Origin of the sequence: Chelatococcus sp. YT9 (genome assembly GCF_018398315.1) — a bacterium.
Taxonomy (GTDB): Bacteria; Pseudomonadota; Alphaproteobacteria; order Rhizobiales; family Beijerinckiaceae; genus Chelatococcus.
In genome coordinates, this window is record NZ_JAHBRW010000002.1 from 1,891,870 (window position 1) to 1,918,501 (window position 26,632).

The 26,632-nt window shown below is 61.7% G+C and carries 20 protein-coding genes; 11 read left to right on the forward strand and 9 right to left on the reverse strand.

Annotated elements, in window-relative coordinates; all coding sequences use genetic code 11:
• Positions 1-3: 3 nt before the first annotated feature.
• The 6 genes from fmdA to urtA all read right to left on the reverse strand — a co-directional run bounded on the left by fmdA (position 4) and on the right by urtA (position 6,240).
• On the reverse strand, positions 4-1,233 hold the full coding sequence (fmdA, locus tag KIO76_RS28555) for a formamidase (RefSeq protein WP_213326940.1): 1,230 nt from the start codon (positions 1,231-1,233) through the stop codon (positions 4-6).
• Positions 1,234-1,266: 33 nt separating this feature from the next.
• Positions 1,267-1,956 carry an urea ABC transporter ATP-binding subunit UrtE gene (urtE, locus tag KIO76_RS28560; protein ID WP_213326941.1) on the reverse strand — a complete coding sequence of 230 codons (690 nt, stop codon included), beginning with the start codon at positions 1,954-1,956 and terminating at the stop codon, positions 1,267-1,269.
• Positions 1,957-1,965: 9 nt separating this feature from the next.
• Complete coding sequence (gene urtD / locus KIO76_RS28565) at positions 1,966-2,727, reverse strand: urea ABC transporter ATP-binding protein UrtD (protein WP_213326942.1); 762 nt, start codon at positions 2,725-2,727, stop codon at positions 1,966-1,968.
• A gap of 7 nt (positions 2,728-2,734) precedes the next feature.
• Positions 2,735-3,883: an urea ABC transporter permease subunit UrtC gene (gene urtC, locus KIO76_RS28570; RefSeq protein WP_213326943.1), complete on the reverse strand. Its 1,149-nt coding sequence runs from the start codon at positions 3,881-3,883 to the stop codon at positions 2,735-2,737.
• A gap of 3 nt (positions 3,884-3,886) precedes the next feature.
• On the reverse strand, positions 3,887-4,813 hold the full coding sequence (gene urtB, locus KIO76_RS28575; protein WP_213326944.1) for an urea ABC transporter permease subunit UrtB: 927 nt from the start codon (positions 4,811-4,813) through the stop codon (positions 3,887-3,889).
• Between the two features lie 167 nt (positions 4,814-4,980).
• On the reverse strand, positions 4,981-6,240 hold the full coding sequence (gene urtA, locus KIO76_RS28580; protein WP_213326945.1) for an urea ABC transporter substrate-binding protein: 1,260 nt from the start codon (positions 6,238-6,240) through the stop codon (positions 4,981-4,983).
• A gap of 158 nt (positions 6,241-6,398) precedes the next feature.
• Here urtA and KIO76_RS28585 point away from each other — a divergent pair, with 158 nt between their 5' ends.
• Positions 6,399-9,770 (forward strand): hybrid sensor histidine kinase/response regulator, encoded by a 3,372-nt coding sequence (locus KIO76_RS28585; RefSeq protein ID WP_213326946.1) that lies wholly within the window; start codon positions 6,399-6,401, stop codon positions 9,768-9,770.
• Positions 9,760-10,689: a response regulator transcription factor gene (locus KIO76_RS28590; protein ID WP_213326947.1), complete on the forward strand. Its 930-nt coding sequence runs from the start codon at positions 9,760-9,762 to the stop codon at positions 10,687-10,689. Before KIO76_RS28585 ends, KIO76_RS28590 begins: the two co-directional genes overlap by 11 nt.
• A 61-nt stretch (positions 10,690-10,750) precedes the next feature.
• Here KIO76_RS28590 and KIO76_RS28595 read toward each other — a convergent pair whose 3' ends face one another.
• The 3 genes from KIO76_RS28595 to pdxR all read right to left on the reverse strand — a co-directional run bounded on the left by KIO76_RS28595 (position 10,751) and on the right by pdxR (position 15,200).
• Positions 10,751-12,184, reverse strand: a complete 1,434-nt coding sequence (locus tag KIO76_RS28595) for a metal-dependent hydrolase family protein (protein WP_213326948.1) — start codon at positions 12,182-12,184, stop codon at positions 10,751-10,753.
• 42 nt (positions 12,185-12,226) lie between these two features.
• Entirely contained in the window at positions 12,227-13,351 is a 1,125-nt protein-coding gene (locus KIO76_RS28600) for a M14 family metallopeptidase (RefSeq protein WP_213326949.1), read from the reverse strand.
• Between the two features lie 310 nt (positions 13,352-13,661).
• On the reverse strand, positions 13,662-15,200 hold the full coding sequence (pdxR, locus tag KIO76_RS28605) for a MocR-like pyridoxine biosynthesis transcription factor PdxR (protein ID WP_213326950.1): 1,539 nt from the start codon (positions 15,198-15,200) through the stop codon (positions 13,662-13,664).
• A gap of 226 nt (positions 15,201-15,426) precedes the next feature.
• Between pdxR and KIO76_RS28610 the strand changes: the two genes are divergently transcribed.
• From KIO76_RS28610 to KIO76_RS28650, 9 genes are all read left to right on the forward strand, one after another.
• Complete coding sequence (locus KIO76_RS28610) at positions 15,427-17,442, forward strand: hydantoinase/oxoprolinase family protein (RefSeq protein ID WP_213326951.1); 2,016 nt, start codon at positions 15,427-15,429, stop codon at positions 17,440-17,442.
• Complete coding sequence (locus tag KIO76_RS28615) at positions 17,442-19,070, forward strand: hydantoinase B/oxoprolinase family protein (protein WP_213326952.1); 1,629 nt, start codon at positions 17,442-17,444, stop codon at positions 19,068-19,070. The genes KIO76_RS28610 and KIO76_RS28615 overlap by 1 nt, the downstream gene beginning before the upstream one ends.
• Before the next feature lie 46 nt (positions 19,071-19,116).
• A complete protein-coding gene (locus KIO76_RS28620; protein ID WP_213326953.1) occupies positions 19,117-19,860 on the forward strand; it encodes a cupin domain-containing protein in 744 nt (247 codons plus the stop codon).
• A gap of 30 nt (positions 19,861-19,890) precedes the next feature.
• Positions 19,891-20,889 (forward strand): Gfo/Idh/MocA family protein, encoded by a 999-nt coding sequence (locus KIO76_RS28625; RefSeq protein ID WP_283771534.1) that lies wholly within the window; start codon positions 19,891-19,893, stop codon positions 20,887-20,889.
• A 123-nt stretch (positions 20,890-21,012) separates the two neighbouring features.
• A complete protein-coding gene (locus KIO76_RS28630; RefSeq protein WP_213326955.1) occupies positions 21,013-22,548 on the forward strand; it encodes an ABC transporter substrate-binding protein in 1,536 nt (511 codons plus the stop codon).
• Between the two features lie 181 nt (positions 22,549-22,729).
• Entirely contained in the window at positions 22,730-23,653 is a 924-nt protein-coding gene (locus tag KIO76_RS28635) for an ABC transporter permease (protein ID WP_213326956.1), read from the forward strand.
• Positions 23,654-23,726: 73 nt separating this feature from the next.
• Complete coding sequence (locus tag KIO76_RS28640) at positions 23,727-24,650, forward strand: ABC transporter permease (RefSeq protein ID WP_249730071.1); 924 nt, start codon at positions 23,727-23,729, stop codon at positions 24,648-24,650.
• Positions 24,650-25,720: an ABC transporter ATP-binding protein gene (locus KIO76_RS28645; RefSeq protein ID WP_213326957.1), complete on the forward strand. Its 1,071-nt coding sequence runs from the start codon at positions 24,650-24,652 to the stop codon at positions 25,718-25,720. The genes KIO76_RS28640 and KIO76_RS28645 overlap by 1 nt, the downstream gene beginning before the upstream one ends.
• Positions 25,717-26,631, forward strand: coding sequence for an ABC transporter ATP-binding protein (locus KIO76_RS28650; RefSeq protein WP_349629436.1), 915 nt, complete (start codon positions 25,717-25,719; stop codon positions 26,629-26,631). Before KIO76_RS28645 ends, KIO76_RS28650 begins: the two co-directional genes overlap by 4 nt.
• Position 26,632 lies beyond the last annotated feature (1 nt).

The following is a 26,632-nucleotide window of genomic DNA, read 5'->3' on the forward strand; positions in this document are numbered from 1 at the left end:
GCCTCACAGATCCGGTGCGAGCGGCATATCGACGGAGCCGTCCAGGAATTTCTGCGGCCCAGATGCGCTCGGATTGATGTCGAAGTCGAAGATCTGCGTCGGCAACCACAAGGTTGCGCAAGCATTCGGAATATCGACGACGCCGGAGATGTGGCCCTGGACAGGAGCCGTTCCGAGGATCGAATAGGCCTGCGCGCCGGAATATCCGAATTTCTTCAGGTATTCGATGGCGTTGAGACAGGCCTGCCGATAGGCGACATGGACATCGAGATAGTGCTGGCCACCCTGCTCGTCGACGGAAATGCCCTCGAAGATGAGGTAGTCATTGTAGTTCGGCGTGATCGGCGACGGCTTGAAGATCGGGTTCTTGATCCCGTATTTCGCCATTCCGCCCTTGATGAGGTCCACCTTCACATGCACCCATCCCGCCATCTCGATGGCGCCGCAGAAGGTGATCTCGCCATCACCCTGGCTGAAGTGCAGGTCGCCCATGGAAAGGCCGGCGCCCGGCACATAGACCGGGAAAAAGATCTTCGAGCCGCGCGACAGGTCCTTGATGTCGCAATTGCCACCGTGCTCGCGCGGCGGCACCGTGCGCGCGCCCTCGGCCGCGGCCTTGTCCTTCGCCTCGCCCTTCAGCCGCCCCATATGGGCCGTCGGCCCGAAGGGCGGGTTGGCAAGCGGCGGCACGCGCTCGGGATTTGTCTTGATGAAGCCGACCTCGCGCTCGTTCCAGGTGGCGAGCAGTTTGGGGTCGGGCAGGCAACCGATGAGGCCGGGATGGATGAGGCCGGCATAGCGCACGCCCGGCACGTGCCGCGACTTGGTGAAAAGCCCCTCGAAGTCCCAGATCGATTTCTGCGCCTCAGGGAAATGATCGGTCAGGAAGCCGCCGCCGTTCTTCTTGGAGAAGAACCCGTTGAAGCCCCACTGGCTTTCCGGCAAGGCGCCGACGTCGAGAAGATCGACGACGAGAAGGTCGCCGGGTTCCGCGCCCTCGACACCGATCGGCCCGGACAGGAAATGCACGATCGACAGGTCAATATCGCGCACGTCGGACGCATCGTCGTTGTTCTTGATGAAACCGCCGGTCCAATCATAGGTCTCGACGATGAAGTCATCGCCGGGCTTTACCATCGCCACCATCGGGATATCCGGATGCCAACGGTTATGAACCTTGTCATTCTCATAGGCCGACTGGTTGAGATCGATCTTGATGATTGTATCGGGCATGGACGGGCTCCCTGGAAGTCTGTCTGAGGTTGCTCAAACGGAAAGAAAACTTGAGATCGTGGCTTCGTCGACGGCGTCGCGATCCTCCTCGTGGACGATCTCGCCGTTCTCGATCACGAGGATGCGGTCCGCGATATCGAGAGCAAAGGACAGCACCTGCTCGGATACGATAATGGACAAGCCGCGCTCGTCGCGGATCCGTTTGAGGGTGCGGGCCATGTCGCGGATGATCGATGGCTGGATGCCTTCCGTCGGCTCGTCGAGCAGGAGAACTTTGGGCTTACTTGCCAGCGCGCGGGCGATCGCGAGCTGCTGCTGCTGGCCGCCGGAGAGATTTCCACCGCGCCTGTCCTTCATCTCGAGCAGCACGGGAAAGAGTTCGTAGATGCTCTCGGGCACCTCTGACTCCCCGGTCGTGGTCAGGCCGGTCTCGATGTTCTCCTTGACCGTCATCGTCGAAAAGATCATCCGCCCTTGCGGCACATAGGCGATGCCCCTGGCCACGCGCTCATAGCTCTTGAGCCCGGTGATCGCGTCGGAACCGACGGTCACCTGGCCGCTTTTCGTCGGCACGACGCCCATCAGCGCCTTCATGAGCGTCGTCTTGCCCATGCCGTTGCGCCCCATGATGGCGACGATCTCGCCGGGCGCGACATGGAAGTCGAGGCCATGGAGAACCTCGCTCTGGCCATAGGCGACATGCAGGTCCTGAACTGTCAGCATGGCAAGCCCTCAATGTCCGAGATAGACCTCGACGACACGCGGATCATGTTTCACGCGCTCCATCGAGCCCTCCGAGAGAACCTTGCCCTGGTGCAGCACCGTCACGCGATGGGCGATGTCCTCGACGAACTTCATGTCGTGCTCGATGACGATCACCGAGCGGTTCTTGATGATCTTGTGCAGGAGCTCTGCGGTCTTCTTGCGCTCGCTCACACTCATGCCGGCAACCGGCTCGTCGAGCATCATGAGGTCCGGATCCTGGATGAGCAGCATCCCGATCTCCAGCCACTGCTTCTGTCCGTGGCTGAGAAACTCGGCGCGCTCATCGAGGTGGTCGGCGAGAAAGATGGTTTCGGCGATGTCCTCGACCCGCGCGCGCACCTCCGCGTCGCGCCTGAACGTCAGCGCACCGAAGACGGAGCGCCCGCGCGGAAAGGAAATCTCCAGGTTCTCGAAGACCGTCAGATCATCGTAGATCGAAGGGTTCTGGAACTTCCGGCCGACGCCGGCGAGCACGATATTGCTTTCCGACATCTTCGTCAGTTCCAGGTCACGAAACTTGATGGAGCCAGATGTCGCCCTGGTACGCCCGCAGATGAGATCGAGAACCGTCGTCTTGCCGGCCCCATTTGGACCGATGATGACGCGGATCTCGTTCTCGTCCACATAGAACGAGACGTCGTTCACCGCCTTGAAACCGTCGAATGATACCGTCAGAGCCTCGACGGCGAGGACGAACTGCTTTTGCGGATCTTTCGGGGGAATGATCATGTTCACCTCACTCCGCGGGAGCGCCTTGCAGCGGCTGCTCGGTTTCTGCCGGGCGGCGCCGTGTGAGACGCGCGACCAGCGGGGCGACATAGCTGTGGTAGATGCCGGCGAGCCCGTTCGGGAACACCATGACGACGGCGATGAACAGCGCGCCGAGCCCGAAGAGCCAGAGTTCGGGGAAGCTCTCGGAGAAGGCCGTCTTGGCGACATTCACAAGAAGCGTGCCGTAGACGGCCCCGAAGAGCGACAGCCGGCCGCCGACCGCGGTGTAGATGACCATTTCAATCGACGGCACGATGCCGACGAAGGACGGCGACATGAACCCCACCTGCAGCGTGAACATCGCGCCGCCGATCGCCGCGAAAGCAGCCGCCAGGCAAAAGGCGAAGATCTTGAAGTTGGCGACGGAATAGCCGGAGAACCGGACCCGGTCCTCCTTGTCGCGCATGGCGACCAGCACGCGGCCGAGCTTGGAGCGCTTTACATATTGGGCGAGCAGGATGCAGGCGATCAGAAGGCCGCCATTGACGAAATAGAGGATCTGCTTGGCGCTGTCTGTGCGGATGTCCCAGCCTTGCAGGGTCCTGAGATCCGTGATGCCGTTGATGCCGCCGGTGTACCCCTGCCGGCCAACGATCAGGATGGTGAGGATCGCCGCGATCGCCTGGGTGATGATGGCGAAGTACACGCCGCCGACACGTCGCTTGAACATGGCGGCGCCAATAAAGAAGGCAAAAAGCGTTGGCACCGCGATGATGAGGATCAGCGTCAAAGTCAGGCTCTTGAACGGCAGCCAGAAGAATGGAAGTTCCGTCAGCTGGTTCCAGTCCATGAAGTCCGGGATGCCGGGCGTGGATTGGATCTTGGTGTTCTCGACGCTCGACGCCTCGAGCTTGAGATACATCGCCATGCAGTAGCCGCCGAGGCCGAAGAAGATGCCCTGGCCAAGGCTGAGAATGCCCCCGAAGCCCCAGCACAGCACGAGCCCCAGCGCCACGAAGGCATAGGTGAGATATTTGCCGACGAGGTTCAGGCGGAACGCATCGAGCGTCGCGGGGAGGACCACCAGGATCAGGGCGGCGACGATGAGGATCGAGACGACTTCCAGCGGCTTCATGAAGGCCGTGTCGTCGGCGGATTTGGAGCGAATGACCATGTCTCAGCGCCTGACCTTGAGGACGAACAGGCCCTGCGGCCGCAGCATGAGAATGCCGACCACCGCGAGCAATGTGAGAACCTTGGCGATGGAGCCGGACAGGAAGAACTCCATGATCGACTGCGCCTGCGAGATGGTGAAGGCCGAGGCGATGGTCCCGGCAAGGCTGGCGGCGCCGCCGAAGACGACCACGAGAAAGGTGTCGACGATGTAGAGCTGGCCTGCGGTTGGCCCCGTGGAGCCGATCATCGTGAAGGCCGAGCCGGCGATGCCGGCAATGCCGCAACCGATGCCGAAGGTGTAACGATCGACTTTCTCGGTGTTGATGCCCACCGCGCCCGCCATTACACGGTTCTGCACCACGGCACGCACCTGCATGCCCCAGCGCGAGCGATACATCATGACAGCGACGGCGATCGTGATGATGGTCGTCAGGGCCATCACGAAGAGGCCGTTGATCTGGATCTCGATGACATCCGTCACCGGAAGCGAGCCCAGCATCCACTGAGGCAGCTCCACGCCGACCTCGCGCGGACCGAAAACCGACCGGTAGAACTGCTGCAGGATGAGCGAGAGCCCCCAGGTGGCCAGCAGCGTATCCAGCGGTCGCTTGTAGAGCCGTCTGATCATCAGCCACTCCACGGCGACACCGAGGGCGCCGGAGGCAAGGAAGGCCAGGATCATCGCGATGAAGAAGTAGATCGGGACAAGCGCTGGCAGATAGCTGTGAAAGAAGGTGGAGCACATCCAGGTCACATAGGCGCCCAGAATCATGAATTCGCCATGGGCCATGTTGATGACGCCCATCTGGCCAAAGATGATGGCAAGCCCCAGCGCCATCAATAGAAATACCGAAAATAAGATAAGGCCGGCGAAGCCCTGCATCACAAATATCGATGTAAGCTCGCCGAGCGAATAATCGCCGAACATCTCAGCCTCCCGGCCAATGGACTGATGGGGACGATCGTCAATGGGTGAAGGCACGACTTGGGTGAAGACACGACTTACCGCCGCCCAGGCATGAAGCCTGGGCGACCTCCCCCCAGCGTTTCCCGTCTCGATTAGGTCAGCCTTCCCAGCGGCTTATTGGCACCGCTCTATTGGTAGCCCTTGGGAAATGGATCCGGCTCCATCAGCTCGGCTGTCTCGTAGATCACATCATACTGTCCATCGGGGCGCGCGCGTCCAACCCGGGTCTTCGACCACAGGTGGTGATTGGGATGGATTTTGACATAGCCTTCCGGCGCCTGCTTGAATTCCACCCCGGCGGACGCTTCCGCGATCTTGTCCACGTCGAAGGACCCCGCCTTCTCCACCGTCAGTTTCCACAGCCAGGGCCCGAGATAGGCCGCCTGCGTGACGTCACCGATAACGGTTTTTTCGCCCCACATCTTCTTGAAAGCGGAGACGAACTGCTTGTTGTTCGGATTATCGAGCGACTGGAAATACTTCATGCAGGCATAGGCGCCCGCGATGTTTTCACCGCCGATACCATCGATCTCGTCTTCCGTGACCGAAATCGTGACCAGCGTCTGCTTGTTGAGGTCGATACCGGCCGCCTTGAGCTGCTTGTAGAAAGCGACGTTCGAACCACCCACGATAATGGCGTAGATCACGTCCGGCTTCGTCAATTTGATCTTGTTGATGACGGAATTGAACTGCGTATGCCCGAGCGGGAAATATTCCTCGCCGACAACCTTCGTTTTGAGGACGTTCTCGATGTGCTTACGCGCGATCTTGTTGGACGTACGCGGCCAGATATAATCCGAGCCGAGCAGGTAGAAGGTCTTGGCTCCTTTTTCTTTGGAGACCCAATCGAGGCCGGCGAGGATCTGCTGCGTCGCCTCCTGGCCCGTATAGATGACGTTCTTTGACTGCTCCAGTCCTTCATAGAAGGTCGGATAGTAGAGCATGCCGTTATATTGCTCGAAGACGGGCAAAACCGCCTTTCGGGAGGCCGAGGTCCAGCAGCCCATAACCGCCGCGCATTTATCGTTGACGAGCAGCTTCTTCGCCTTTTCGGCAAAGGTCGGCCAATCGCTGCCGCCGTCTTCCTGGATGAACTTGATCTTGCGCCCGAGGACGCCGCCTTCGGCGTTGATCTGCTCGATGGCGAGCTTCTCTGCCTGGACAGAACCCGTTTCAGAGATAGCCATCGTACCCGTTACGGAGTGCAGGATGCCGACGGTGACCTCAGTATCGGTAACGGCAAGGCCGGTCGTGTTGACTGCGGAGGTCGCTGGCGCCTGCGCGAGGGCAGTCCGTGGCAAGGCAAGGCCGGCAAATGGCATGGCGGCCATGCCGAGAAGCATCCTGCGTCGAAGATCTGATTGCGGACGATCCTTATCGTACGCCATGGCAACTTACCCCTCTTGATGTTTTGGGAGCAGGGTCTCGTGCCCCGCGACGCCATCATCGTTGGATAAATGCCGCAGTGCAGCAATACGTAGGATCACGTATACTGCACCGCGAAACACCTGACATACTGGTGCCGGATAACAGGGGGCGGACAGGTATGAGCGGCCAGCAGCGGATCGACCGGGTCCGTCGCGAATATAATCAATGGGTCACGAACCAGACCCTCGAGGATTTCGCGTTGCGATTCACGGCCAAGCGTGCGCGCCGGTGGTCGCCGTTACGCGTCGCCAATACGGCGCTCGGCGCGATCTCGTTTCTTGCCCTGGAGGCGATCGGCGCCGCGACCACGCTCAGCTATGGCTTCACCAACGCGAGCCTTGCGATCCTAGCGGTCAGCACCCTGATTTTCATGACGGGCGTGCCGATTTCCTATTACGCGTCGCGCTATGGCGTGGATATTGACCTGCTGACGCGCGGCGCCGGTTTCGGATACATCGGCTCGACGATCACATCGCTGATCTACGCGTCGTTCACTTTCATCTTCTTCGCCATAGAGGCCGTCATCCTCGCCATCGCAATCGAGATGATGACGGGTCTACCACGGGCCATCGGCTACCTGGTCAGCGCGCTCGTCGTCATCCCGCTTGTCACGCACGGCATCACCCTTATCAGCCGCTTCCAACTGTGGACTCAGCCGCTCTGGATCGTCCTGCAGATCGCCCCCTTCGTCGCCATCATGCATTATGAGCCGGATGTACTGTCAGACTGGACGGGTTTTACCGGGCGCCACGGTGACCTCGGCGGGGGCTTCTCGCTGATCCTGTTCGGCGCCGCCTCCAGCGTCATGTTCTCGCTCGTCGCGCAGATCGGCGAGCAGGTCGACTTCCTGCGCTTCCTGCCGCGGGAGCGCAGCGGAAAGCGGTGGGCCTGGTGGCTGGCCTTGGTTTCCGCGGGACCTGGATGGATCATCATCGGCGCGCTGAAGATGCTCGCCGGTTCTTTCCTCGCCGTCTACGCGCTGAAGCAGGGCGTGACCGAGGAGCAGGCCGTCGAACCGGCCGAAATGTATGTGACGGCCTTCGAGACCATCTTCGGCGATCCACGCGTCGCGCTCTATATCGCCTGTGCCTTCGTCATCCTGTGCCAGCTCAAGATCAATGTGACGAACGCCTATGCCGGATCTATCGCCTGGTCGAACTTCTTTTCTCGCCTCACCCACAGCCATCCCGGCCGTGTGGTATGGCTGGTGTTCAACCTGGGCGTAGCCGTTCTTCTCATGGAGCTCGGCGTCTACCGCGCGCTGGAAAACACCCTCGCACTCTATTCGAATGTCGCCATCGGCTGGGTCGGGGCCATCGTTGCCGATCTCGTCATCAACAAGCCGCTGAAGCTCTCGCCTGCGCATATCGAGTTCAAGCGCGCCCACCTCTACGACATCAACCCCGTCGGCGTCGGCGCTATGCTGATTGCGACCACCGTCGGCATATCGACCTTTTTCGGCCTCGCGGGCGAACTGGCAAAGGCGCTATCGCCCTTTCTGGCGCTCGGCGCCGCTCTCGTCACGGCACCGCTCATCGCCTGGGCGACGAGCGGGAGATATTATCTCGCGCGTACGCCCAAGAAGAGTTGGCAGAAGCGCGACTCGATCAAGTGCTGCATCTGCGAGCACGCCTTCGAGCCCGAGGACATGGCCTCCTGCCCGGCCTATGCAGGCCCGATCTGCTCCCTCTGCTGCTCGCTGGACGCCCGCTGCGACGATCTCTGCAAGCCACACGCGCGCTATCCCGTGCAGATGCGAGCTGCGCTCACACGAATCTTGCCCTCAAAGCTGCATGGCTGGCTGACAGCCGATGTCACCTATTTTCTGGGTGTGTTCTTCCTGGCGGGCGGCGTCATCGCCCTTACACTCACCCTCATCTATCTGCAGAGCACCAGCGATCCATCCGTTGACCCGGCCATCGCCGCCGGCCTTCTCTGGAAAGCCTTCTTCGTTCTCGCCATCATCATCGGCGTAGCTGCCTGGCTATTCGTCCTCGTTCAAGCGAGCCGCACCGCGGCCCAGGAAGAATCCCGCCGGCAGACGACACTCCTGATGAACGAGATCGAGGCGCACAACCGTACTGATGCTGCTCTGCAGCGCGCCAAGGATGCGGCCGAAGCCGCCAACCACGCCAAGAGCCGTTACGTTGTGGGGCTGAGCCACGAGCTGCGGACGCCGCTCAACGCCATCGTCGGCTATGCGCAGATCCTCGAGAATGACACCGCGATCGCCGCAAAGCAGCGCGGGCAGATCCATGTCGTCCGTCGCAGTGCCGATCACCTGTCTGGTCTGATCGACGGCATCCTCGACATATCCAAGATCGAGGCCGGCCGGCTTGATCTCTCACGCGACGAAATCCCCCTGGTCGAATTCCTCGACCAGATCGTCGGCATGTTCAAGCTGCAAGCTGCCGCCAAGGGCCTCCAATTCTGCTTCGACCGACCCGCGAACCTGCCCGCGGTCGTCTATGCCGATGGCAACCGCCTGCGCCAGGTCCTGATCAACCTTCTCTCGAACGCCATCAAGTTTACCGTGGAAGGCAAGGTGACCTTCGCCCTCGCCTACAGGAGCCCGGTCGCCGAGTTCACCATCGCGGATACCGGGCCGGGCATCCCGGCGGCAGATCTGGAGCGAATCTTCGAGCCCTTCGAGCGGGGCGCGGGGCGTCCCGGTCAAATGCCGCCCGGCACGGGGCTTGGACTGACCATCTCGAAGCTTCTCGCCGGCGTGATGGGCGGCAGCATCACCGTGACGAGCGAGCCCGGCATAGGCACTGCCTTCAAGGTCAAGCTGCTCTTGTCGGAAGTGGCGGATCCCCGCCCGATCATCGGGAGCGAGGATCATATCACCGGCTATGTCGGTCCGCGGCGGACGATCTTCGTGGTCGATGACGACCCAGTCCACCACGATCTCATGCGTGAGATTCTCGGTCCTCTCGGCTTCATCATTCTCCATGCGACCCATGGCGAAGCTTGTATCGACATGGCGCACCACGTCCGTCCGGATCTCTTCCTGATCGACGTCTCCATGGCTGGCATGGATGGCTGGGCCCTGGCGCAAGCCCTGCGCGAACAGGGCCAGGATCAGGCGCGCATCGTCATGTTTTCGGCCAGCGCCGTGGAAGCCTACAGAGCCGCAATGGCCCGCCCCTTCCATGATGGATATCTGCTGAAGCCCGTCGAGATCCGCCAGCTCCTCCGCGAAGTCCAGATCCAACTCGGGCTCGAATGGGAGCACGGGGACGATCCCACAGCAACCCTGGCACAAGCTCCCACCGGTCGCTCTCCCCTCCATGCCGCCGACGTCGCTGATCTCAGGCGCCTTGGAGAACTTGGCCATATACGTGGCTTGCAGTCCAGACTGGACGTGATCGGGCGCGCGAACCCCGCGCAACGCGGGACCGTTGCCGAACTCACGCGTCTCGTTGACACGATCGATCTTCCCGGCTTCATGACCGCTCTCGACGTGATGGATCAGCATGACGCATAGCCACGACAGCCGTCGCATCGCCCTTGTGGTCGACGATTCGCCCGAGACCCTGCGTTTACTGACAGACGCTCTCGACGCGGCAGGCTTCACCGTCATGGTGGCGCTCGACGGCGAATCCGCCCTGAAGATTGCGGGGCACATCACCCCGGATGTGGTGCTGCTCGACGCGGTCATGCCCGGGATGAGCGGTTTCACGGCGTGCCGGCGCCTGAAGCAGGAGCCCCCGCTTGCGCATGTCCCGGTCATCTTCATGACCGGATTGACCGAGACCGCTCATATTCTCGAGGGATTGGCCGCTGGCGGCGTCGACTATGTTACCAAGCCGATCGTCATAGACGAGATGCTGGCCCGGATCCGCGTCCATTCGACCAATGCGCGCCTCACCGCAAGCGCGCAGGCCGCCCTCGATACGTCCGGCCGGACCCTGCTCGCCGTCGATATCTCCGGCGACGTCCTCTGGCTCACACCTGTCGCGCGCAAGCGGCTTGGCCCGACCCTCGTTAAGGGCAAGGCGCGACCGTCGGCCCTGCCCGCCGGCCTGGCGCGCTGGCTCCGGGATGTCGCTGCAATTTCCGAGAGTGAGCGCCAAAGGGAACTCGTCACGCCCCTACCCGGCGACCCAAGCTCCACACTGACATTCGTCGGCCGCATGGGGGAGGACGAGTATCTGCTCCGGCTTGGGTCTGGACAGGTCGAGGATGCTCCCGCACGGCTGCGACAGAGCTTCGACCTGACACACCGCGAGGGCGAGGTGCTCTGGTGGATCGCCGCCGGCAAGTCCAACCGCGACATTGCCGCGATCCTCTCCCTGAGCCCGCGCACGGTCGACAAGCATCTGGAGCAGGTCTACCTGAAGCTGCGCGTCGAGAACCGCACAGCGGCCGCCACACTTGCGCTGCGATCGCTCGGCCAGTTGTAGCGAAAGCCACCACCACTACCGGCGCCGAGACGCATCATGCGACAGGCTTCCCGTTCCGGCTTCACAGCAGGTTCTTGTGGAACCGGCCGTCCTTCATGATGGCCATAAAATTCCTCTGCGGATCCTCAAGCAACCGGATGTCGTCGACCGGGTTGCCTGCCACCACGAGCAAATCTGCCAACGCGCCTTCTGTGACGATACCGAGCTTCCCAGGATAGGGATTGCGAAGGTTGGACAGCGACAGGAGCGCGGCATTGCCGGAGGTGGCCATCTGCAGGGCTTCGGCGTTGCTATACCAGTTGGCGAGATGGGTGAGCATCACGTTCTGACGCGGCCCCAGTTCCGGGGAGAACAACACATCGGAACCCCAGGCGGTCTTGATGCCAAGGCGGCGCGCGAATTCATAGATGCGCGGCGTGCCCGCGAAGAGCTGCTGAGCGCGCTCCACGCCTGGCCCGGTCTGTGAGGCGGCGTCCGCCATGGTGAGGAAGGGCTGCGTGCTAAGCCACGCGCCCTTTTCCGCAATCAGGCGCGCCGTCGCCTCATCCATCAAATGGGCATGCTCGATCGACATGACGCCCGCAGCCAGAGCACGCTGAATAGCGCGCGGCGTGTAGGCGTGCACCGCCACATAGGTGTTCCAGTCCATGGCGACATCGACCGCCGCGCGGAGCTCTGCTTCGCTGAAGGTGATCATGTCGAGCGGACTGCGAGGCGAGGACACCCCGCCACCGCCTACCAGCTTGACTTGCGAGGCACCCTGGAGAAGCTGCTCGCGCACGCGCATTTTCAGATCATCGATGCCGTCGACGATCGCGGATCCGCCCGTCAATTCGCCTTTGCTCAACTGGCCGCCATCGCGCGGAATCTCGCTGGGTAGTCGCAGATCGCTGTGTCCGCCGGAGGTGGTGATCATTGCCCCGGACGGAAAAATACGCGGCCCCGGAATGAGGCCTGCGTCGATTGCCTGCTTGAACGAGAACACCGGCCCGCCAAGATCACGAACCGTCGTGAATCCGCGCATCAGGGTACGTTCTGCCTCAGCAGTCGAGATCGCGTAAATGATGCCTGGATCACCATTGAGCAAGATGTTCAGCGGCACCGCGGCGAAGATCGCATGCCAATGCGCGTCTATCAGACCGGGAATGACAACGCCGTTGCGGCACGCGATGATGGTGGCATCTTTGGGTGCGGGCGCATTGGTGAAATCGATCGACGCGATTCGGTTACCCTCGACCAAGATCTGGACGCCGTCCCTGACCGTTCCTGAAACGCTGTCGAACAGGCGTGCCTCGCGAAGGAGGATCTGACCGGGCGTTTGCGCAAGGGTGGTGCGGGGCAACACACTCGCAGCCGCCGTGGCCGCGGCCGCGCCGAGAAGACCGCGCCTCGAAAGCATATCGAGGCGCTGAGAAGCTTTTCGCAAATCGGGGTTGTGACAGGCACATCCGGCGCCATGGACGAGATGACCGTATTTCTGGCCGAACCGCTGCATTGTCTCACTCCCAACTGGTGATCGGCACGGTACCGATCTCGCCTATTCGATGATCGTGTCACCGCCGACTGGTTCGGCGCTGTCGAAGATCATGAACACGATCGGGATACCCGGCTCGGCCGTAGCGTCCGTGCGGCGCGCACCAACCCGGCCGCCCCGCGGAGCCCTATATTCTGCAACGACCTCGCCGAAGGTATTGCGTTGGATTGCAACCTTCTGTCCCGCTTCGACCGCATCGTTGAGCTTCACCAGCAGTTCGACGAAACCGCCATGGGACGCGATGATCGCCAGCATGCCGTCGGCGACGAAGACCTTCGAATCTTCTCCAGTGCGGCCTATCGGGCCGGCAATGATGCGGTGATGCTTGAGAACGTTCATCGTCCCCTCGACGAACAGTGCGATCATATCGAGGTCAAAGATGCGCGGCCGGCCGATCTCTGGCGTGAAGGCCGGAATGCCCGCAGCGATCAACGCATTGGCGAGGAGGCCGGGCTCGGCCGCGTTGTCGAAGATCTGCTCGATTGGATAGAGTTCGGCCATCGCCTTCACCTCGGGCAGGTCCATCCTGGCCAGATGAAACGCGGTCATGTCCATGCCTGTGGCCGATGTGTGGAAATCGATCCCGTAGTCGAGGTTCGCACGCAGCAGCCTGTTGAAGACAAGGCCGGCATGGCGGGTGGGAGCGTCCGGCGCGTCCTCGTCTCCCGGGAAGAGCCGGTTGATATCGATGAGGTCGATGCCTCGCCCGGAATTCGGCCAGCGTCGCTCCATCGCCTCAATAGCCGGTCGCGAAACGTCGAACACGGCAATTACCGTACCGGACATTTGCCCAGGATCGAGCTGGCTCATCACGGTCTGCAAGGTGTGAACCGGGCTCATCTCATCGCCATGAACACCGCTGATCAGACCCACGCGCTTGCCCGGAGCAGCCCCCTTCGCCACCATCACCGACACATACCAATGCTGACCCGTCGGCATCTGCACACCCTGGAAGTAGAAGCTGTGCTTGCCGGGGGCGAGGTCAGAAACGTCGAGCGCACTGATCACACGTTTGCCGTCGATGACGTCGCCGGTAAAGACTGTGCCGGTATTGCCGCTGGGTGCCCCCCCCAGATGGTGCGGGGGCTTGCGCCTGCGCCGCGCCCACTCCCATGCCCGCGACAGCACCGACCGCCGCGACTGAAGCCATCATGAAATCACGGCGGCCTAGATGTTCAGATGGTCCATCGGTCATTTTGCTGCCCTGCATATCAGCGTGAACATCAAAGTGAGTAACCGGTATCACGTGTGATCGGCAGCGGGAAACCCAGCTGGCTCGAAGCCTTTGCCGCAGAAGCCTGGACGGAGGGGAATGCACATCCCTAAGGGCAATCCCGCCCAAAAGTGCATCGGTTCGCTTACTCGCGATGACGTGGAACGGCAGGCGCAGTCAAATCACCCGTGCGCCGAGGATTGGCGCGGACTTGTGGATGATCGGTCACTTGGAGGGGTGAGGATGGCGCCCGTCGTAAATAGCGAAGGCCTGTTTCAACGCGAGTACGGCAGTGCGGATTTCCTCCTCCGAGAACGCGGCGAAGCCCAGCACCAAGCCACTCTGAATTGGCGTCTCGATGGCGTAGCTCGATATCGCGTTGGCTTCCAAGCCTTGGGCCGCGGCGATCTGGGACAGGACCACGTCGTCTTCCGCCCCCTTAAGCCAGGCAGCCACTTGCATACCGGTTTCTACCGGCGCGACGGTAATGCGTTCGCCAAGCTGCTTGTTGAGCGCATCGAGCAGCGCGGTCTGCCTTGGCGCGTAGAGTTTGCGCATGCGAGCCAGATGCCGCGAAAAATAACCGCTGTTCATGAAATCGCTGGTGAGGCGCTGATCGAACATGGGGTATCGGCCGGCCACGGCGCGCGCGCCGACGCAGGCCTCGAGGATCGCATCGGGCACGACGGCGTAACCCAGACGCAGAGATGGGAAAAGCACCTTCCCGAATGTTCCGATATGAATAACCAGATTATTCTCGTCGAGAGTATGCAGGCTAGGCAGCGGGCGCCCACTATATCGTAACTCGCTATCGTAGTCCGCTTCGATAATCCATGCGTGACGCATCTTGGCCCAGTCGATCAACTTCCTCCGCCTCTCGATGCTGAGTGTAACACTGCACGGAAACTGGTTCGAAGGGAAAACATAAGCAGCTCGCGCGTCGGGATGGCTCGCGATTGCTTCCTCGACACACATGCCATGGGCATCGACACGAACGGGATAGACCTTGTTGGAGTGGGTGGCGAGTGACGCAAAGGTGCCCTTGTAGCAGGGATCCTCGCAAAGAATGGGATCCTCCTTGCCGATGACGACGCGCAACACGACGTCGAGAGCCTGGTCGGCGCCGGCGAAGATCAGGATATTGTCCGCCCGGCACTGCACACCACGCGCCAGCCCGAGATGACGCGCCAGCGCCTCGCGCAAAGCCGGATCGCCGCTGGCGCTGCCCTCGCCAAGCAACTCACGCTGGGCCGAATGGGGCAAGTTGCGCAGATTGCGCATGGTCAGTTCGGTCCATTGGCGAATCGGGAAGGCGTCAATGGCCGGAAAATTGGAGCGAAACGGCTTCGCGGGAAGGGAGAGCTGAAGCGCTTGGTTGAGGCTCTGGTAACGATCCAGGTTTGGCGTCTCCGGCAAGGCACCGGCGACGGTGCCACTTTTGTGAACGGGCGATGCCGAGGTGGGCGAAGGGCTCAACACAGCCGAAACATCACTCGACACGAAGGTGCCAGATCCGCGCCCGGCGGTCAGGAGGCCATCGAGCGTCAGATGTTCATAAGCCATCAACACGGTATTTCGGGATACAGCGAGCTTTTGCGACAAGGCCCGCGTCGAGGGCAGGCGCATCCCAGGCTTGAGTACGCCGTCCGCCACCATCTGGGTCAACCGTTCGCAGACCTGTTGGTAAAGTGGCGCCTCTGATTTCGCATCAAGCGGTACCATCAGATCAAGAGCACCGCCGTTGCGATGACGCGCACTACCCACGTTCCGCCTTCCTTTCAATCATCCCCCAGCCCTTCAAAGTGGCACCATCAACTTGGCCCCAAAGCGGCCCTTGTCAACTCCCCGCCGCCTGAGCCAAGTCTACGTTGGAGATTGCGCGAGCGTCCGCATCGATGAGGCGACAGGGCGAAGCCACCTGTGAGCCAAGGCCCGATCGGCGTGGACCACTATCCGCTGATATCTCGGTTTATGATGAGGTTTAAGTACAGTGCAACGTGTACGAACGGGTGTCGAAGTCGGAGGGACCTTCACGGACCTCGTTGCCTTCGAGGGTGACGAGATCATCGTCCACAAGGTCCAGAGCACGCCCAAATCTCCTGATAAGGGCGTGTTCAACGCCCTTGAACAAGCCGGGCTCACCTTTTCCCACATAGAGGATTTCGGCCACGGCTCCACCGTCGCGACGAACGCGGTTCTGGAGCGCAAGGGCGCTCGCATCGCTTTCGTCACGACACGTGGCTTCCGTGATCTCCTCCTGCTCCAGCGCCATGACCGCAGCGCAATCTACGAGCTTGCCTATCAGAAGGCCGTCCCGGTCGTCCGCCGCAGGGACTGCTTTGAGATCTCCGAGCGTGTCCTTGCTGACGGCACCGTCGAGCAGACGCTTGCGCTGGCCGAGGAGGGCGAAGCTCTGGTCGCCCAGCTGAAGGCTGGCGACTATGCGGCGGTGGCGCTCTGCCTGCTCAATTCCTACGCCAATCCCGCGCATGAAATCGCCCTGACAAGCTATCTCCAGGACGCTCTCCCGGGCCTCCTGATCACGCGATCCTCAGTGGTGGCACGTGAGTTCCGCGAATATGAGCGGGCGTCCACGACAGCCTTGTCGGCCTATGTCCAGCCTGTCATCGACAGCTACCTCAAGCGGGTCGAGCAGCGCCTTGACGACGAAGGCTTCCACGGCCGTTTCACGGTGATGCAATCCAACGGCGGACGCTTGCCGGCTTCCGCCATGCGCGAGAATGCCATCACGGCGCTGTTTTCGGGCCCCGCCGCGGGCGTGGTCGGCGCGACCCGACAGGTCGCGAAGTCGGGCTATGGCAATCTGATCACCTTCGACATGGGGGGCACAAGCGCCGATGTCTGCCTTGTCAAGGACGGCAAACCATCGCTGGTGCATGAAACCGCGATCGACCGGCTGCCCGTGCAAGCGCCCATTCTCGATATCGTCACGGTGGGTGGCGGCGGTGGCAGCATCATCTGGATTGACGACGGTGGCATGCTGCGGGTCGGCCCGCAGAGTGCTGGCGGTGATCCCGGCCCCGCCTGCTACGGCTATGGCGGAACCGTGCCGACGATCACGGACGCGCAGGTCATCTGCGGGGCGGTGCGGCCGGAATCGTTCCTGGGTGGGCGCATGAAGCTCGACATCGAGGCCGCGAAAGCAGCGTTGGCTCCAGTCGCCGCTCGCTTCGGCACCAGCATCGAGGGCCTCGCGGACAGCGCCATCAAGCTTGTGAACGCCAATATTGTTCGCGCCATCCAGCTCGTCTCGACCGAGCGTGGCCATGACCCGCGCGATTTCGTGCTGGTACCCTTCGGAGGCGGAGGGCCGCTGCATGCCGCCAGCATCGCCGACGAGCTCGGCATCCGAACGGTCGTCATCGCGCCCAATCCCGGCGTGCTCTCAGCCTACGGTCTCCTCGCATCGGACTACATCAAATTTGCCAGCGCAACCCGCAAGATGCCGCTCGCCGAGGCCGAAACAGCTGGTCGCGCCGTACTGGATGAGCTGCGTGCCGCGTTGACGGCGGATTTCAAGACGATGGAGCTCAAGGGCGAGATCGCCTTTTCCTATATCCTCGACATGCGCTTCGTCGGCCAAGCCTTTGAGGTTCAGGTCGAGATCGACAGTGACCTCAAGGGGCTCGACCGCGCAGCCTTGCTGGATGCCTTCTCGGACACGCATCAGAAGGTCTACAATCACGGCGCCGACGCCGACCGGCCCGTCGAGATCGTCGCCTTCCGCGCGGTGGCCACGGTGGCGGCCGAGGCCATGCCGCGCTTGCGCTTCAAGCCCTCCGACAAGGGCGCCGAAGGTATCTTTCCACTCTTCTCGGAACGGGCATGGCACGACTGCCGACATATCGGCGGCGCCCAGCTGCGCGATGGTGAGCTGAGAGGCCCGCTGATCATTTCGGGAAGTACGTCGACCACATTCGTTCCGGAAGGCTGGGCCGTCAAACTCGACTCCGCGGATAACCTGATCATGTCGAGGGACAACTGATGGCTATCGACCCCACCGACTACGCCGTCCTCAGCCAGGCCTTCGTCGCCGCAGCCAGGGAAATGGGCGGAAAGCTCATTCGTGCGGGCTACTCGACGATCCTTCGCGAGGCGAAGGATGGCTCAACCGGGATCATCGATCGCAAGGGCCGGGTTGTCGCGCAATCGGAATTAATTCCGATGCACCTCGGCTCCATGGGCGCCGTGCTGGAGCCCTGTCTCCAGCTTTATCCCATCGAGACGCTGGAGGAAGGTGACTTCCTCATCAACAACGATCCCTATCACGGGGGGCAGCATCTCCAGGACATCTTCATTTTCACGCCCGTGTTCTTCGAGGGTGAGATTGTCGGCTTCACCGCCTCGGTCGCTCATCACGTCGATATTGGTGGCGCTGAACTCGGCCTCAACATGGCCGCCAAGGAAGTGTATCAGGAAGGCGTTCGCATACCGCCAACGCGCTACAACCTGAAGCGTGACTGGCATGGGGGCAGTTTTCAGCGCCTGCTGGCGGCCAATTTCCGCGCGCCGGACCAGACACTCGGCGACCTCAACGCCCAGTTTGCCGCCAATGCTATCGGCAGCCTGCGTCTGCAGCAGCTTTGTGCCAAATACGGCGCGGCCGTCGTCATGGAGGCGATGGACGAGCTCATGAACTACTCCGAGCGGCGCATCCGGGCGGCCATCAAGGATGTGCCGGATGGTGTCTATGTCGGCGAGGACTGGCTGGACGATTCCTACCCTGGCGGCGCACCCCTGCTCATCCGCGCCAAACTCACAGTGACAGGCGATGCCCTGTCGGTCGATTTCGAAGGAACGGCCGAACAGGTGGAAGGCAACATCAACTGCCCGATTTCCTCAACAATCTCCTCGGCCGTCTGCTGCGTCAAGGCCGTGCTGACCAGCCCGGACATCCCGCTCAACGATGGCGTCACGCGCGTCTTCGAGATCAAGGCGCCTTACGGGAGCATTCTGAACCCCCACCCGCCAGCGGCGGTGCGTGCCCGCACGATGTCGGCGAACCGCGCCTGGTCAGCCGTCATGAAGGCGCTGGCGCAAGTCGCGCCCGATGCGGTGATCGCCGGCGGCGCTGATACGACGACAGCCTTCTGCCTCACCCATCGCAGCGGCGACAAGGTGTCGATCTTCATCGAACCGCTCGGCGGCGGATTTGGCGCGACCAGCCGGCAGGATGGCTGTGACGCGATCGACGCAGCCATGTCGAATTGCGCCAACACGCCCATCGAAGCCATCGACGCCGGGTTCGATTTCTTCCGTATTCGCAGTTACAAGCTCGAGCCTGACTCCTTCGGCGCAGGCCGATTTCGCGGGGGCGCAGGGTTCAGCCGCAGGTTCGAGATCCTTAAGGAAGGCGTCGGATTCGGGATTTATTCCGACCACTACGTGCTCAGCGCACAGGGGCTGGACGGTGGCCAGCCAGGCCAGCCCGGCTTCTGCCGGGTCATTCGCGGCGACGAGGTCTTCAATCTTCCCTCGAAGGGCTCCTTCACCCTTCTTCCGGGCGACTTCCTTGAAGTCGGCTTCCCCGGCGGGGCGGGCTATGGCCCGCCGGAAGAACGGTCCCGCGCTCTGATCGAACAAGACATTGAGGACGGCCTGCAGACTGTCTGAATGCAGCCATCCGAACCCCAGATCCCATGGAAGAAACTCTGCCGACATGATCACTGGCATCATCAAGCTCAATCGGAGCCTTGCGGAGCTCGGCGCGCCGGGAGCGCTCCTGCACGCTTCCTCGCTTCCCGCGACCAGCCAAGGCCGCGCCCTTACCCATGAACTCTTTCGCGACGAGACGAGCGTGCTCAGCGTGGCGACATCCGAATGGGCCGGTGCATTCGCGGCTGCCATCGACCAGCCGTTCCATGAACTTCGCCTCATCGTCAGCGGACGCGCAACACTCACCGGCGTCGACGGGCAAGCCGCGCCGGTCGACACGGGCGAAGCGGTCATCCTGCCCGCGGGCACGCCCGTGAACTGGCGTCAGACCGACAACACCGCCTTCTACTCGGTCCGCTTCACACCGCAGGCCCCTGCGGCCGGTGGGACGCGCGGCGCCATCACCATCAAGCCGCGCAGCATCATGGACATGCGCCCGAGCGCCGCGCCGGCCGCAAACCTCCTCCTCGGTGAGGTCCCGCAACAGGAGTCCCATCCCATCTTCGTTGATGAGACGGGGCAGTGGTCCGTCGGCGTGTGGCGCAGCACAGCCTACCATCGCATGATCGTTCCCTTCCCGAAGCATGAGTTCATGTACCTGCTGGGCGGCGCAGTGAACTTCACGAATGCCGAAGGTGAACATGCGTCTTTCTCCGAGGGCGACACGTTCTTCCTCCCCAAATCCACCGTGTGCGATTGGAAGACCGGTGGAATGTGGAAGCTCTACTGCATTTACGACCCGAAATAGCTAGCTCCTTAGCGCGAATTACTCAGATCCATGCATCATGTCGGCATCATAGGCTTGGGAATGGCGGTTAGACGGCACGTGGCGGCGCTGAGCAGCCTGCGTGACCGCGTCCATGTCGCCGCCGCCTGGAGCCCCACCACGGCGCGGCGCGATGCCTTTGCGGCTACGTATGGGCTGCCGGTAGTCGACGATGTCGCTGCCATTCTCGAGGACAGGAGAATTGATCTTGTTTTCGTGCTGACCCCGCCGCTGTCGCATCTCGATGTTGTCGAACGCTGCGCTCGCGCGGGGAAGGCTATTTTGCTCGAAAAGCCCGCTGACGTGACGGCTGAACGTGCAAAAGCGCTCGTGGCTCTCTGCCATAATTTGGGGGTTCGCCTCGCCGTATGTTTCCAGAACAGGTTTCGCGACACCTACAGGCACCTTGAGAGCATCATCAAAGAGAAGCGCCTCGGCACCCTGATTGCCGCCTCGGCCTACGTACCATGGTGGCGTTCGGCCGCATATTATGCGGAAAAAGGGCGCGGCCAGAAAGCCCATGATGGTGGAGGCGTCCTGCTCAACCAAGGCATCCACACGCTCGACCAGCTCGTCCAGCTGGCCGGCATACCCTTCGAGGTTTCGGCTTACTGCGCAACAAGCCCGATGAGGGCCATCGACACCGAAGACATCGCTGTCGCTGCCTTGCGCTGGGAGACTGGTACGTTGGGGACCATCCAGGCGACCACGGCCGCTTTTCCGGGCACGCCGGAGCGTATTGAGCTGATCGGAACAGCCGGCACGGCCATTCTCACGCGGGGCGAGCTATCCGCTCGTTTCCATGATGGCCAATCCATCCACGCGCGAGAAGCCGATCTCCCACCAGCCGAGGACATCCTTCCACACATCCGGATCATCAGCGACATGCTGGATGCGATGGAAAATAACCGGGAACCGCTTACGAGTGGCGCAAGATCGATTGGGGTACAAAGTCTTGTCGATGCAATGCTCAAATCCGCACAGGAAGGTTCTTCCGTATATGTGTCTTGAAAATATGACGATAGAAAAATATGGATCGAAATCGATTTAATCTTCGCGATTATATTATACAGATAACCTCTGATCCAAAACGGAATTCCAATGGGGAAAACCTCGCTGTCAAGGGAGTCGATCATGCGTAATACAATACCTGGCCAATCATTCAAGCAGGTGCTACGACGTGTTGCGCGTACCGCCGTTCTTGCTTTCGCCGCTTCCAGCGCAGCCATTGCCGCCGCTCATGCGGCAGAGATCAAAATGGTCATGCCTGGAAACTTCGCCAGCATTGACCCGCATCCGGCTACGGCGGTAGCGCTCAATCTCTCGCTCGCGAGCCATATCTACGATTCGCTGATCGTCATGGACCGCGATTCCAAGCTCTCACCTGGCCTGGCCACTTCCTGGAAGCCGATCGACGACCACACCTGGCGCTTTGAACTTCGCCCGAATGTCCGTTTCCCCAACGGCGAGTTGGTGACCCCGGAAGTGATCCGCTGGAACCTTGAACGCATGCGCGCCCCTGAAACGCGCGCGATCAACGCCGTGCGCTATTCTCTGATCAAGGAGATCAAGGAAGTCGGGCCGAACACGTTCGACATCATCACCGAGAAGCCCTTCCCCGCCCTCCCGGCCCAGCTCACGATGTTCTACATTATGTCCCCTACCTGGGCGAAGACCCATGATCCGGCTTACCAGGCCGAGGGGACCGGTCCTTACAAGATGGTCGAGTATAAGGCCGGCGATCGCATCGTCCTCAAGGCAAAGGATGACTACTGGGGTAAAAAGCCGCCTTTCGAGGACGTGACATTCCGCATCATCCCGGAGCCCGCCAGCCGTATCTCGGCATTGCTGGCCGGTGAGGTGGATGTCATCACCATCATCCCGACCGAGGAAGTCGATCGCATCAACAAGAGCGGCCGCGCGACAGCCGGTTCCTTCCCGAGCAACCGTTCCATCATCATCAAATTCGATAGCCTGAAGGCGCCGTTCAAGGACAACAACAAGCTGCGCCAGGCCATCAATTATGCCGTTGACAAGGACGCGATCCGCGAAGCCGTGTGGGGCGGTCAGGGCGCGACCAGCAACTGCCAGATCCTGAACTCGCTCTATTTCGGCTACAACGAGGACCTCAAGCCTTATCCCTATGATCCGGCGAAGGCCAAGAAGCTCCTCTCGGAGGCTGGATATCCCAACGGGCTGACCATCAATTTCGAAGTGCCGCGCGGCCGCTTCCTCGGTGCCGAGGACATTTCGCAGGCCGTCGCCGCACAGCTGGGCGAGATCGGCATCAAGGTCAACATCATCGAGATGGAGTTCTCGAGCTACTTCTCGAAGCTGCAGGCTGGCGGCATGGCCAACCTCGGCTATATGGGCACGGCGTGGCCGACGCTGGATGCGGACGGCGCGCTCACTGCTCTCCTGCCCGGCTTCCCTGACGCCTACTACGAGAACGACGAGTTCGTCGCCCTGATGGATCAGGCGCGCGTGGAAATGGACGTCGAGAAGCGCAAGGACCTGTACAAGAAGGCCACGGCCTCGATGTGCGAGAACCCTCCGGTGCTGTTCATGTATGATCAGCCCACCACTTACGCTGTCTCCAACCGCGTGAAGGGCAAGGCCCGTCCCGATGACTGGATGCGCGCCTGGGAATATGAGCCGGCGAAGCCCTGATCAGGCGAGGCCAACGGGACGGAGCGTTTGCCAAACCTTTCGTGCCGTTCCCAATAGGCCGCGCGGGGCTTGACCGCGCGGTCCCAAGCCGCTTTCTGCGAGGCTCGTACGCAGGTTTCATCGTTCATCCAATCCGACCATCCGATCCGGGGGATGACCACATGAGGACGGAATCGACCACATGCTCCGTTATGTTTCCCAGAGGCTCCTCGAGGGCGTCGGCGTCGTGTTCGGCGTGCTCACAGTGGTCTTCTTGGTCACACGGATGTTGGGCGATCCAGCGGCCCTGCTCCTGCCGCCCGGCAGCAGCCAAGCCGACATCCTGCGGTTCCGCGAGCAGCTCGGCCTCGACCTGCCCCTCTTCCAGCAGTACCTGACCTATCTTGGGCAGGTCCTGACCGGCAATTTCGGGAACTCCTACGTCCACTATCGTCCGGCGTTCCAGGTCATCCTCGAACGCATGCCCGCTACGGTGGGCCTTGCAACGACGGCGTTGGTCATCGGCGTTGTACTTGGCGGCATACTCGGTACACTCGCGGCCTATTTCCGGGACAGCCCCATCTCGACCTTGATCATGCTGCTTGCCCTCATCGGGCAGGCGACACCGATATTCTGGCTCGGCCTCATCCTCATCGACGTCTTTGCCGTATCGCTGCAATGGCTGCCGACCGGCGGGACCGGCGGCTTCTCGCATTTCATTCTCCCCGCCATCACGTTGAGCATGTTCACGGGGGCGTCTGTCGCCCGCCTCCTGCGATCGAGCCTCGTCGACGTCCTGAACGAAGACTACATGCGGACCGCCGAATCAAAGGGTTTGAAGGGTCGGATTGTCCTGTTTCGCCATGCCCTGCGGAACGCCCTGATCCCGACGATCACCATGGTCGGCATCATCGCAGGCGAGCTTCTCGGCGGCGCCGTCATCACAGAGACGGTGTTTGCCTGGCCGGGCGTCGGGCTCGCAATCGTCGAGGCCATCCAGATCAACGACTATCCCGTCATCCAGGCCGGGGTCGTCCTGCTCGCGGTGATCTTCGTGATCGTCAGCATCACGGTTGACCTGCTGTATCTGGCCCTCGACCCCCGCATTCGGCTCACCGCGCAATGAGAGCCGCCATGTCTGATCGCGCAAGCCCTGGCTCCGGCCTTTCACCCGCACGGTATACAAGGAATTTGGCCCAATGAGTGTCGGTTCGGGCGAACTCAGCACCAGCGCTCAGCCATCGGCCGCGGCCGCACCTCCGCAAGCCCGGACACGCCGCTCGCGGCTCCCTGGCATGGCACGGCACTGGGGTGGCCTACTCGGGCTCGTCATCATCGCCTGCGTGGTTTTGGCAGCATTGCTCGCGCCTTATCTGACCGACTACAACCCCGTTAAAATGGATCTGAAGAGCAAGCTGATCGCGCCAACGTGGTTTGGCCCGGGTGGCCATCCTCTCGGCACAGACCAACTCGGCCGCGACGTGCTCAGCCGGATGCTGTTCGGCAGCCATGCGACGCTGCTCGTCAGTTTTTCGGCCGTGCTGATCAGCGCTGGCGTCGGCGTGCTGCTCGGCCTTGTCGCGGGATACCTCGGCGGCTTCACCGATCGCGTCGTGATGCGCCTCTCCGATATCCAGATGGCCTTTCCCGTCATGCTGCTTGCCCTCATGGTGATGGCGGTGGTCGGTCCATCAACGCTCACTCTGATCGCAGTGCTCGCCTTGACCGGCTGGACGCGCTTCGCTCGCGTCATCCGTGGCGAGGTCCTGTCACTGCGTGGGCGCGAGTTCGTGCTCTCGGCCGAGGCCGCCGGCGCGGGCCCCCTACGGATGCTGGGACGTCATCTGCTCCCCAATGTCATGACGCCTGTCGTCGTCATCGCGACGCTGGAACTTGCACGTATCATCCTGATGGAATCCGCCCTGAACTTCCTCGGCCTGGGTGTCCAGCCACCAACGCCTAGCTGGGGACGCATGCTGGCCGACGGCCGCCAGTACATGGCGACCGCCTGGTGGCTTGCGACAGTACCCGGAATGGCAATCATGCTGACGGTCGTGGGCGTCAGCCTCGTCGGCGACTGGCTGCGCGACTACTACGACCCTAAGCTCAAGGGAGGCCGCTGATGAGCCTGTTGACCGACGCGGCCAACGCCTCCGCGGCAACACCTGCCGCCCGCACTCCCGGCGACACTCCGATCCTCGACGTCTCGGGCCTGACCGTCAAGTTCCACACGCCGGTCGGCACCGTCCACGCCGTCAGTGACGTGACCTATTCCGTAAAGCGGGGGGAGACCCTTGGGATCGTCGGAGAAAGCGGCAGCGGCAAGAGCGTGCACGCCTTGTCCATGCTGCGCCTCGTCAAGTCCCATGCGGGTCGGAGCGTCTCGGGACGTGTCAGGTTCGAGGGGACTGATCTTCTCACACTCGACATGACGGCGTTGCGGGCTATTCGCGGCGGCGGCATTGGTTTCGTGTTCCAGGATCCGATGACCTCGCTCAACCCCGTGCTGACAATCGGCCGGCAGCTGACCGAAAGCCTCGAGGAGCATCTTGGATTGCGCGGTCAGGCCGCGTTCGATCGCGCCGTCGAGATCCTCGATATGGTGCGCATCACGGAACCGAAGCGCCGGATGTCGCAGTATCCGCACGAATTATCCGGCGGCATGCGACAGCGCGTGATGATCGGCATCGCGCTGGCCTGCAAGCCACGTCTCCTGATCGCCGATGAGCCCACTACCGCGCTGGATGTGACAGTCCAGGCCGAGATCGTGTCCCTGGTGGCCGAAATTCAACGCGAGCTGCATATGGCGGTTATCTGGATCACTCATGACCTCGGCGTGGTCGCTGGCATGGCGGACACCCTGCAGGTCATGTATGCGGGTCGTGTCCTGGAGCGCGGCCCCGTCGAGGAGGTTTTCCGCGATCCGCGGAATGCCTATACGGCAGGCCTCCTGCAGGCAGCTCTCCTGCAGCCGGTCGGGCCCGTCGGCAAACGGCGCCTCAACACGATCAAGGGCTCACCACCGGATCTCCGCGATCCGCCACCCGGTGATCCGTTCGCACCCCGAAATCCATACGCCACACCGCGCTGCTGGCAGGAGATGCCGCCGCTGGCGCCGGTTCCCGGTGGCAGCCCCGCGCATCTGGCCGCGGCATGGTACGACCTTCGCAACGCCGTGAGGGCCGCGCCATGATGTCATCACCGGATGCGACACAGGCGCTCCTCAGTGTCCGCAATCTTCAGAAATCCTACCCCGTGAAACGCCGCTCGCTGTTCGATAAGCCGAGCCGCAACGTCGTCCTGCATGACATCAATTTCGACGTCTATCCCAATGAAATTCTTGGCCTTGTCGGCGAGTCCGGCAGCGGCAAGAGCACCATTGGGCGTTCGGTCCTGATGTTGCCGCCGCCCACGGCGGGGTCCGTGCGCTTCGAAGGTAGGGAGATGAATGGGCTTTCCCGACGGGATCTGCGGCAAGCCCGGCGCAGCATGCAGATCGTGTTTCAAGACCCCTATGCCGCGCTCGACCCGCGCATGCGGATTGGCGACTTCATCGCCGAGCCAATCGATATCCATGAGGGCGTCAGGGGCAGCGAGCGTGGCGATCGCGTCGCGACCTTGCTAAGGAAAGTTGGGCTCGACCCGGCCGTCGGCCGGCGCTATCCGCATGAATTTTCCGGAGGGCAGCGCCAGCGTATCGCAATCGCGAGGGCAATCAGCCTCAATCCACGATTTATCGTCGCGGACGAGCCGATTTCGGCGCTCGACGTGTCGATCCAGGCGCAAATTCTCAATCTGCTCATGGATCTTCGAGATGAGACAGATCTCTCTTACCTCTTCATCTCGCACGACCTGAGAGTGGTGAAATATTTCTGCGATCGTGTCGCTGTTCTACGTAAAGGCCGCGTCGTGGAGCTGGCACCGGCTGATGAACTATTTCAGAATGCTCGTCATCCCTATACCAGGCGACTGCTTTCCGCCATTCCGATACCAGATCCTCAGCAAACGCAACTGCTCATGAAATCTCCAATCGGCGCTGTGCTCGACGATATGGACGCGCCCTTGCGTGAAGTGTCTCCAGGACATCTTGCTGCGGTCCCTTAGG

Coding starts and splice junctions, on each gene's coding strand:
- KIO76_RS28630 (WP_213326955.1), top strand. CDS start 21,013: ATGCGTAATACAATACCTGGCCAATCATTCAAGCAGGTGCTACGACGT.
- KIO76_RS28635 (WP_213326956.1), top strand. CDS start 22,730: ATGCTCCGTTATGTTTCCCAGAGGCTCCTCGAGGGCGTCGGCGTCGTG.
- KIO76_RS28640 (WP_249730071.1), top strand. CDS start 23,727: ATGAGTGTCGGTTCGGGCGAACTCAGCACCAGCGCTCAGCCATCGGCC.
- KIO76_RS28650 (WP_349629436.1), top strand. CDS start 25,717: ATGATGTCATCACCGGATGCGACACAGGCGCTCCTCAGTGTCCGCAAT.
- KIO76_RS28620 (WP_213326953.1), top strand. CDS start 19,117: ATGATCACTGGCATCATCAAGCTCAATCGGAGCCTTGCGGAGCTCGGC.
- urtD (WP_213326942.1), bottom strand. CDS start 2,727: ATGATCATTCCCCCGAAAGATCCGCAAAAGCAGTTCGTCCTCGCCGTC.
- KIO76_RS28615 (WP_213326952.1), top strand. CDS start 17,442: ATGGCTATCGACCCCACCGACTACGCCGTCCTCAGCCAGGCCTTCGTC.
- KIO76_RS28590 (WP_213326947.1), top strand. CDS start 9,760: ATGACGCATAGCCACGACAGCCGTCGCATCGCCCTTGTGGTCGACGAT.
- KIO76_RS28585 (WP_213326946.1), top strand. CDS start 6,399: ATGAGCGGCCAGCAGCGGATCGACCGGGTCCGTCGCGAATATAATCAA.
- urtA (WP_213326945.1), bottom strand. CDS start 6,240: ATGGCGTACGATAAGGATCGTCCGCAATCAGATCTTCGACGCAGGATG.
- fmdA (WP_213326940.1), bottom strand. CDS start 1,233: ATGCCCGATACAATCATCAAGATCGATCTCAACCAGTCGGCCTATGAG.
- KIO76_RS28595 (WP_213326948.1), bottom strand. CDS start 12,184: ATGCAGCGGTTCGGCCAGAAATACGGTCATCTCGTCCATGGCGCCGGA.
- urtC (WP_213326943.1), bottom strand. CDS start 3,883: ATGGTCATTCGCTCCAAATCCGCCGACGACACGGCCTTCATGAAGCCG.
- urtB (WP_213326944.1), bottom strand. CDS start 4,813: ATGTTCGGCGATTATTCGCTCGGCGAGCTTACATCGATATTTGTGATG.
- KIO76_RS28645 (WP_213326957.1), top strand. CDS start 24,650: ATGAGCCTGTTGACCGACGCGGCCAACGCCTCCGCGGCAACACCTGCC.
- KIO76_RS28625 (WP_283771534.1), top strand. CDS start 19,891: ATGCATCATGTCGGCATCATAGGCTTGGGAATGGCGGTTAGACGGCAC.
- urtE (WP_213326941.1), bottom strand. CDS start 1,956: ATGCTGACAGTTCAGGACCTGCATGTCGCCTATGGCCAGAGCGAGGTT.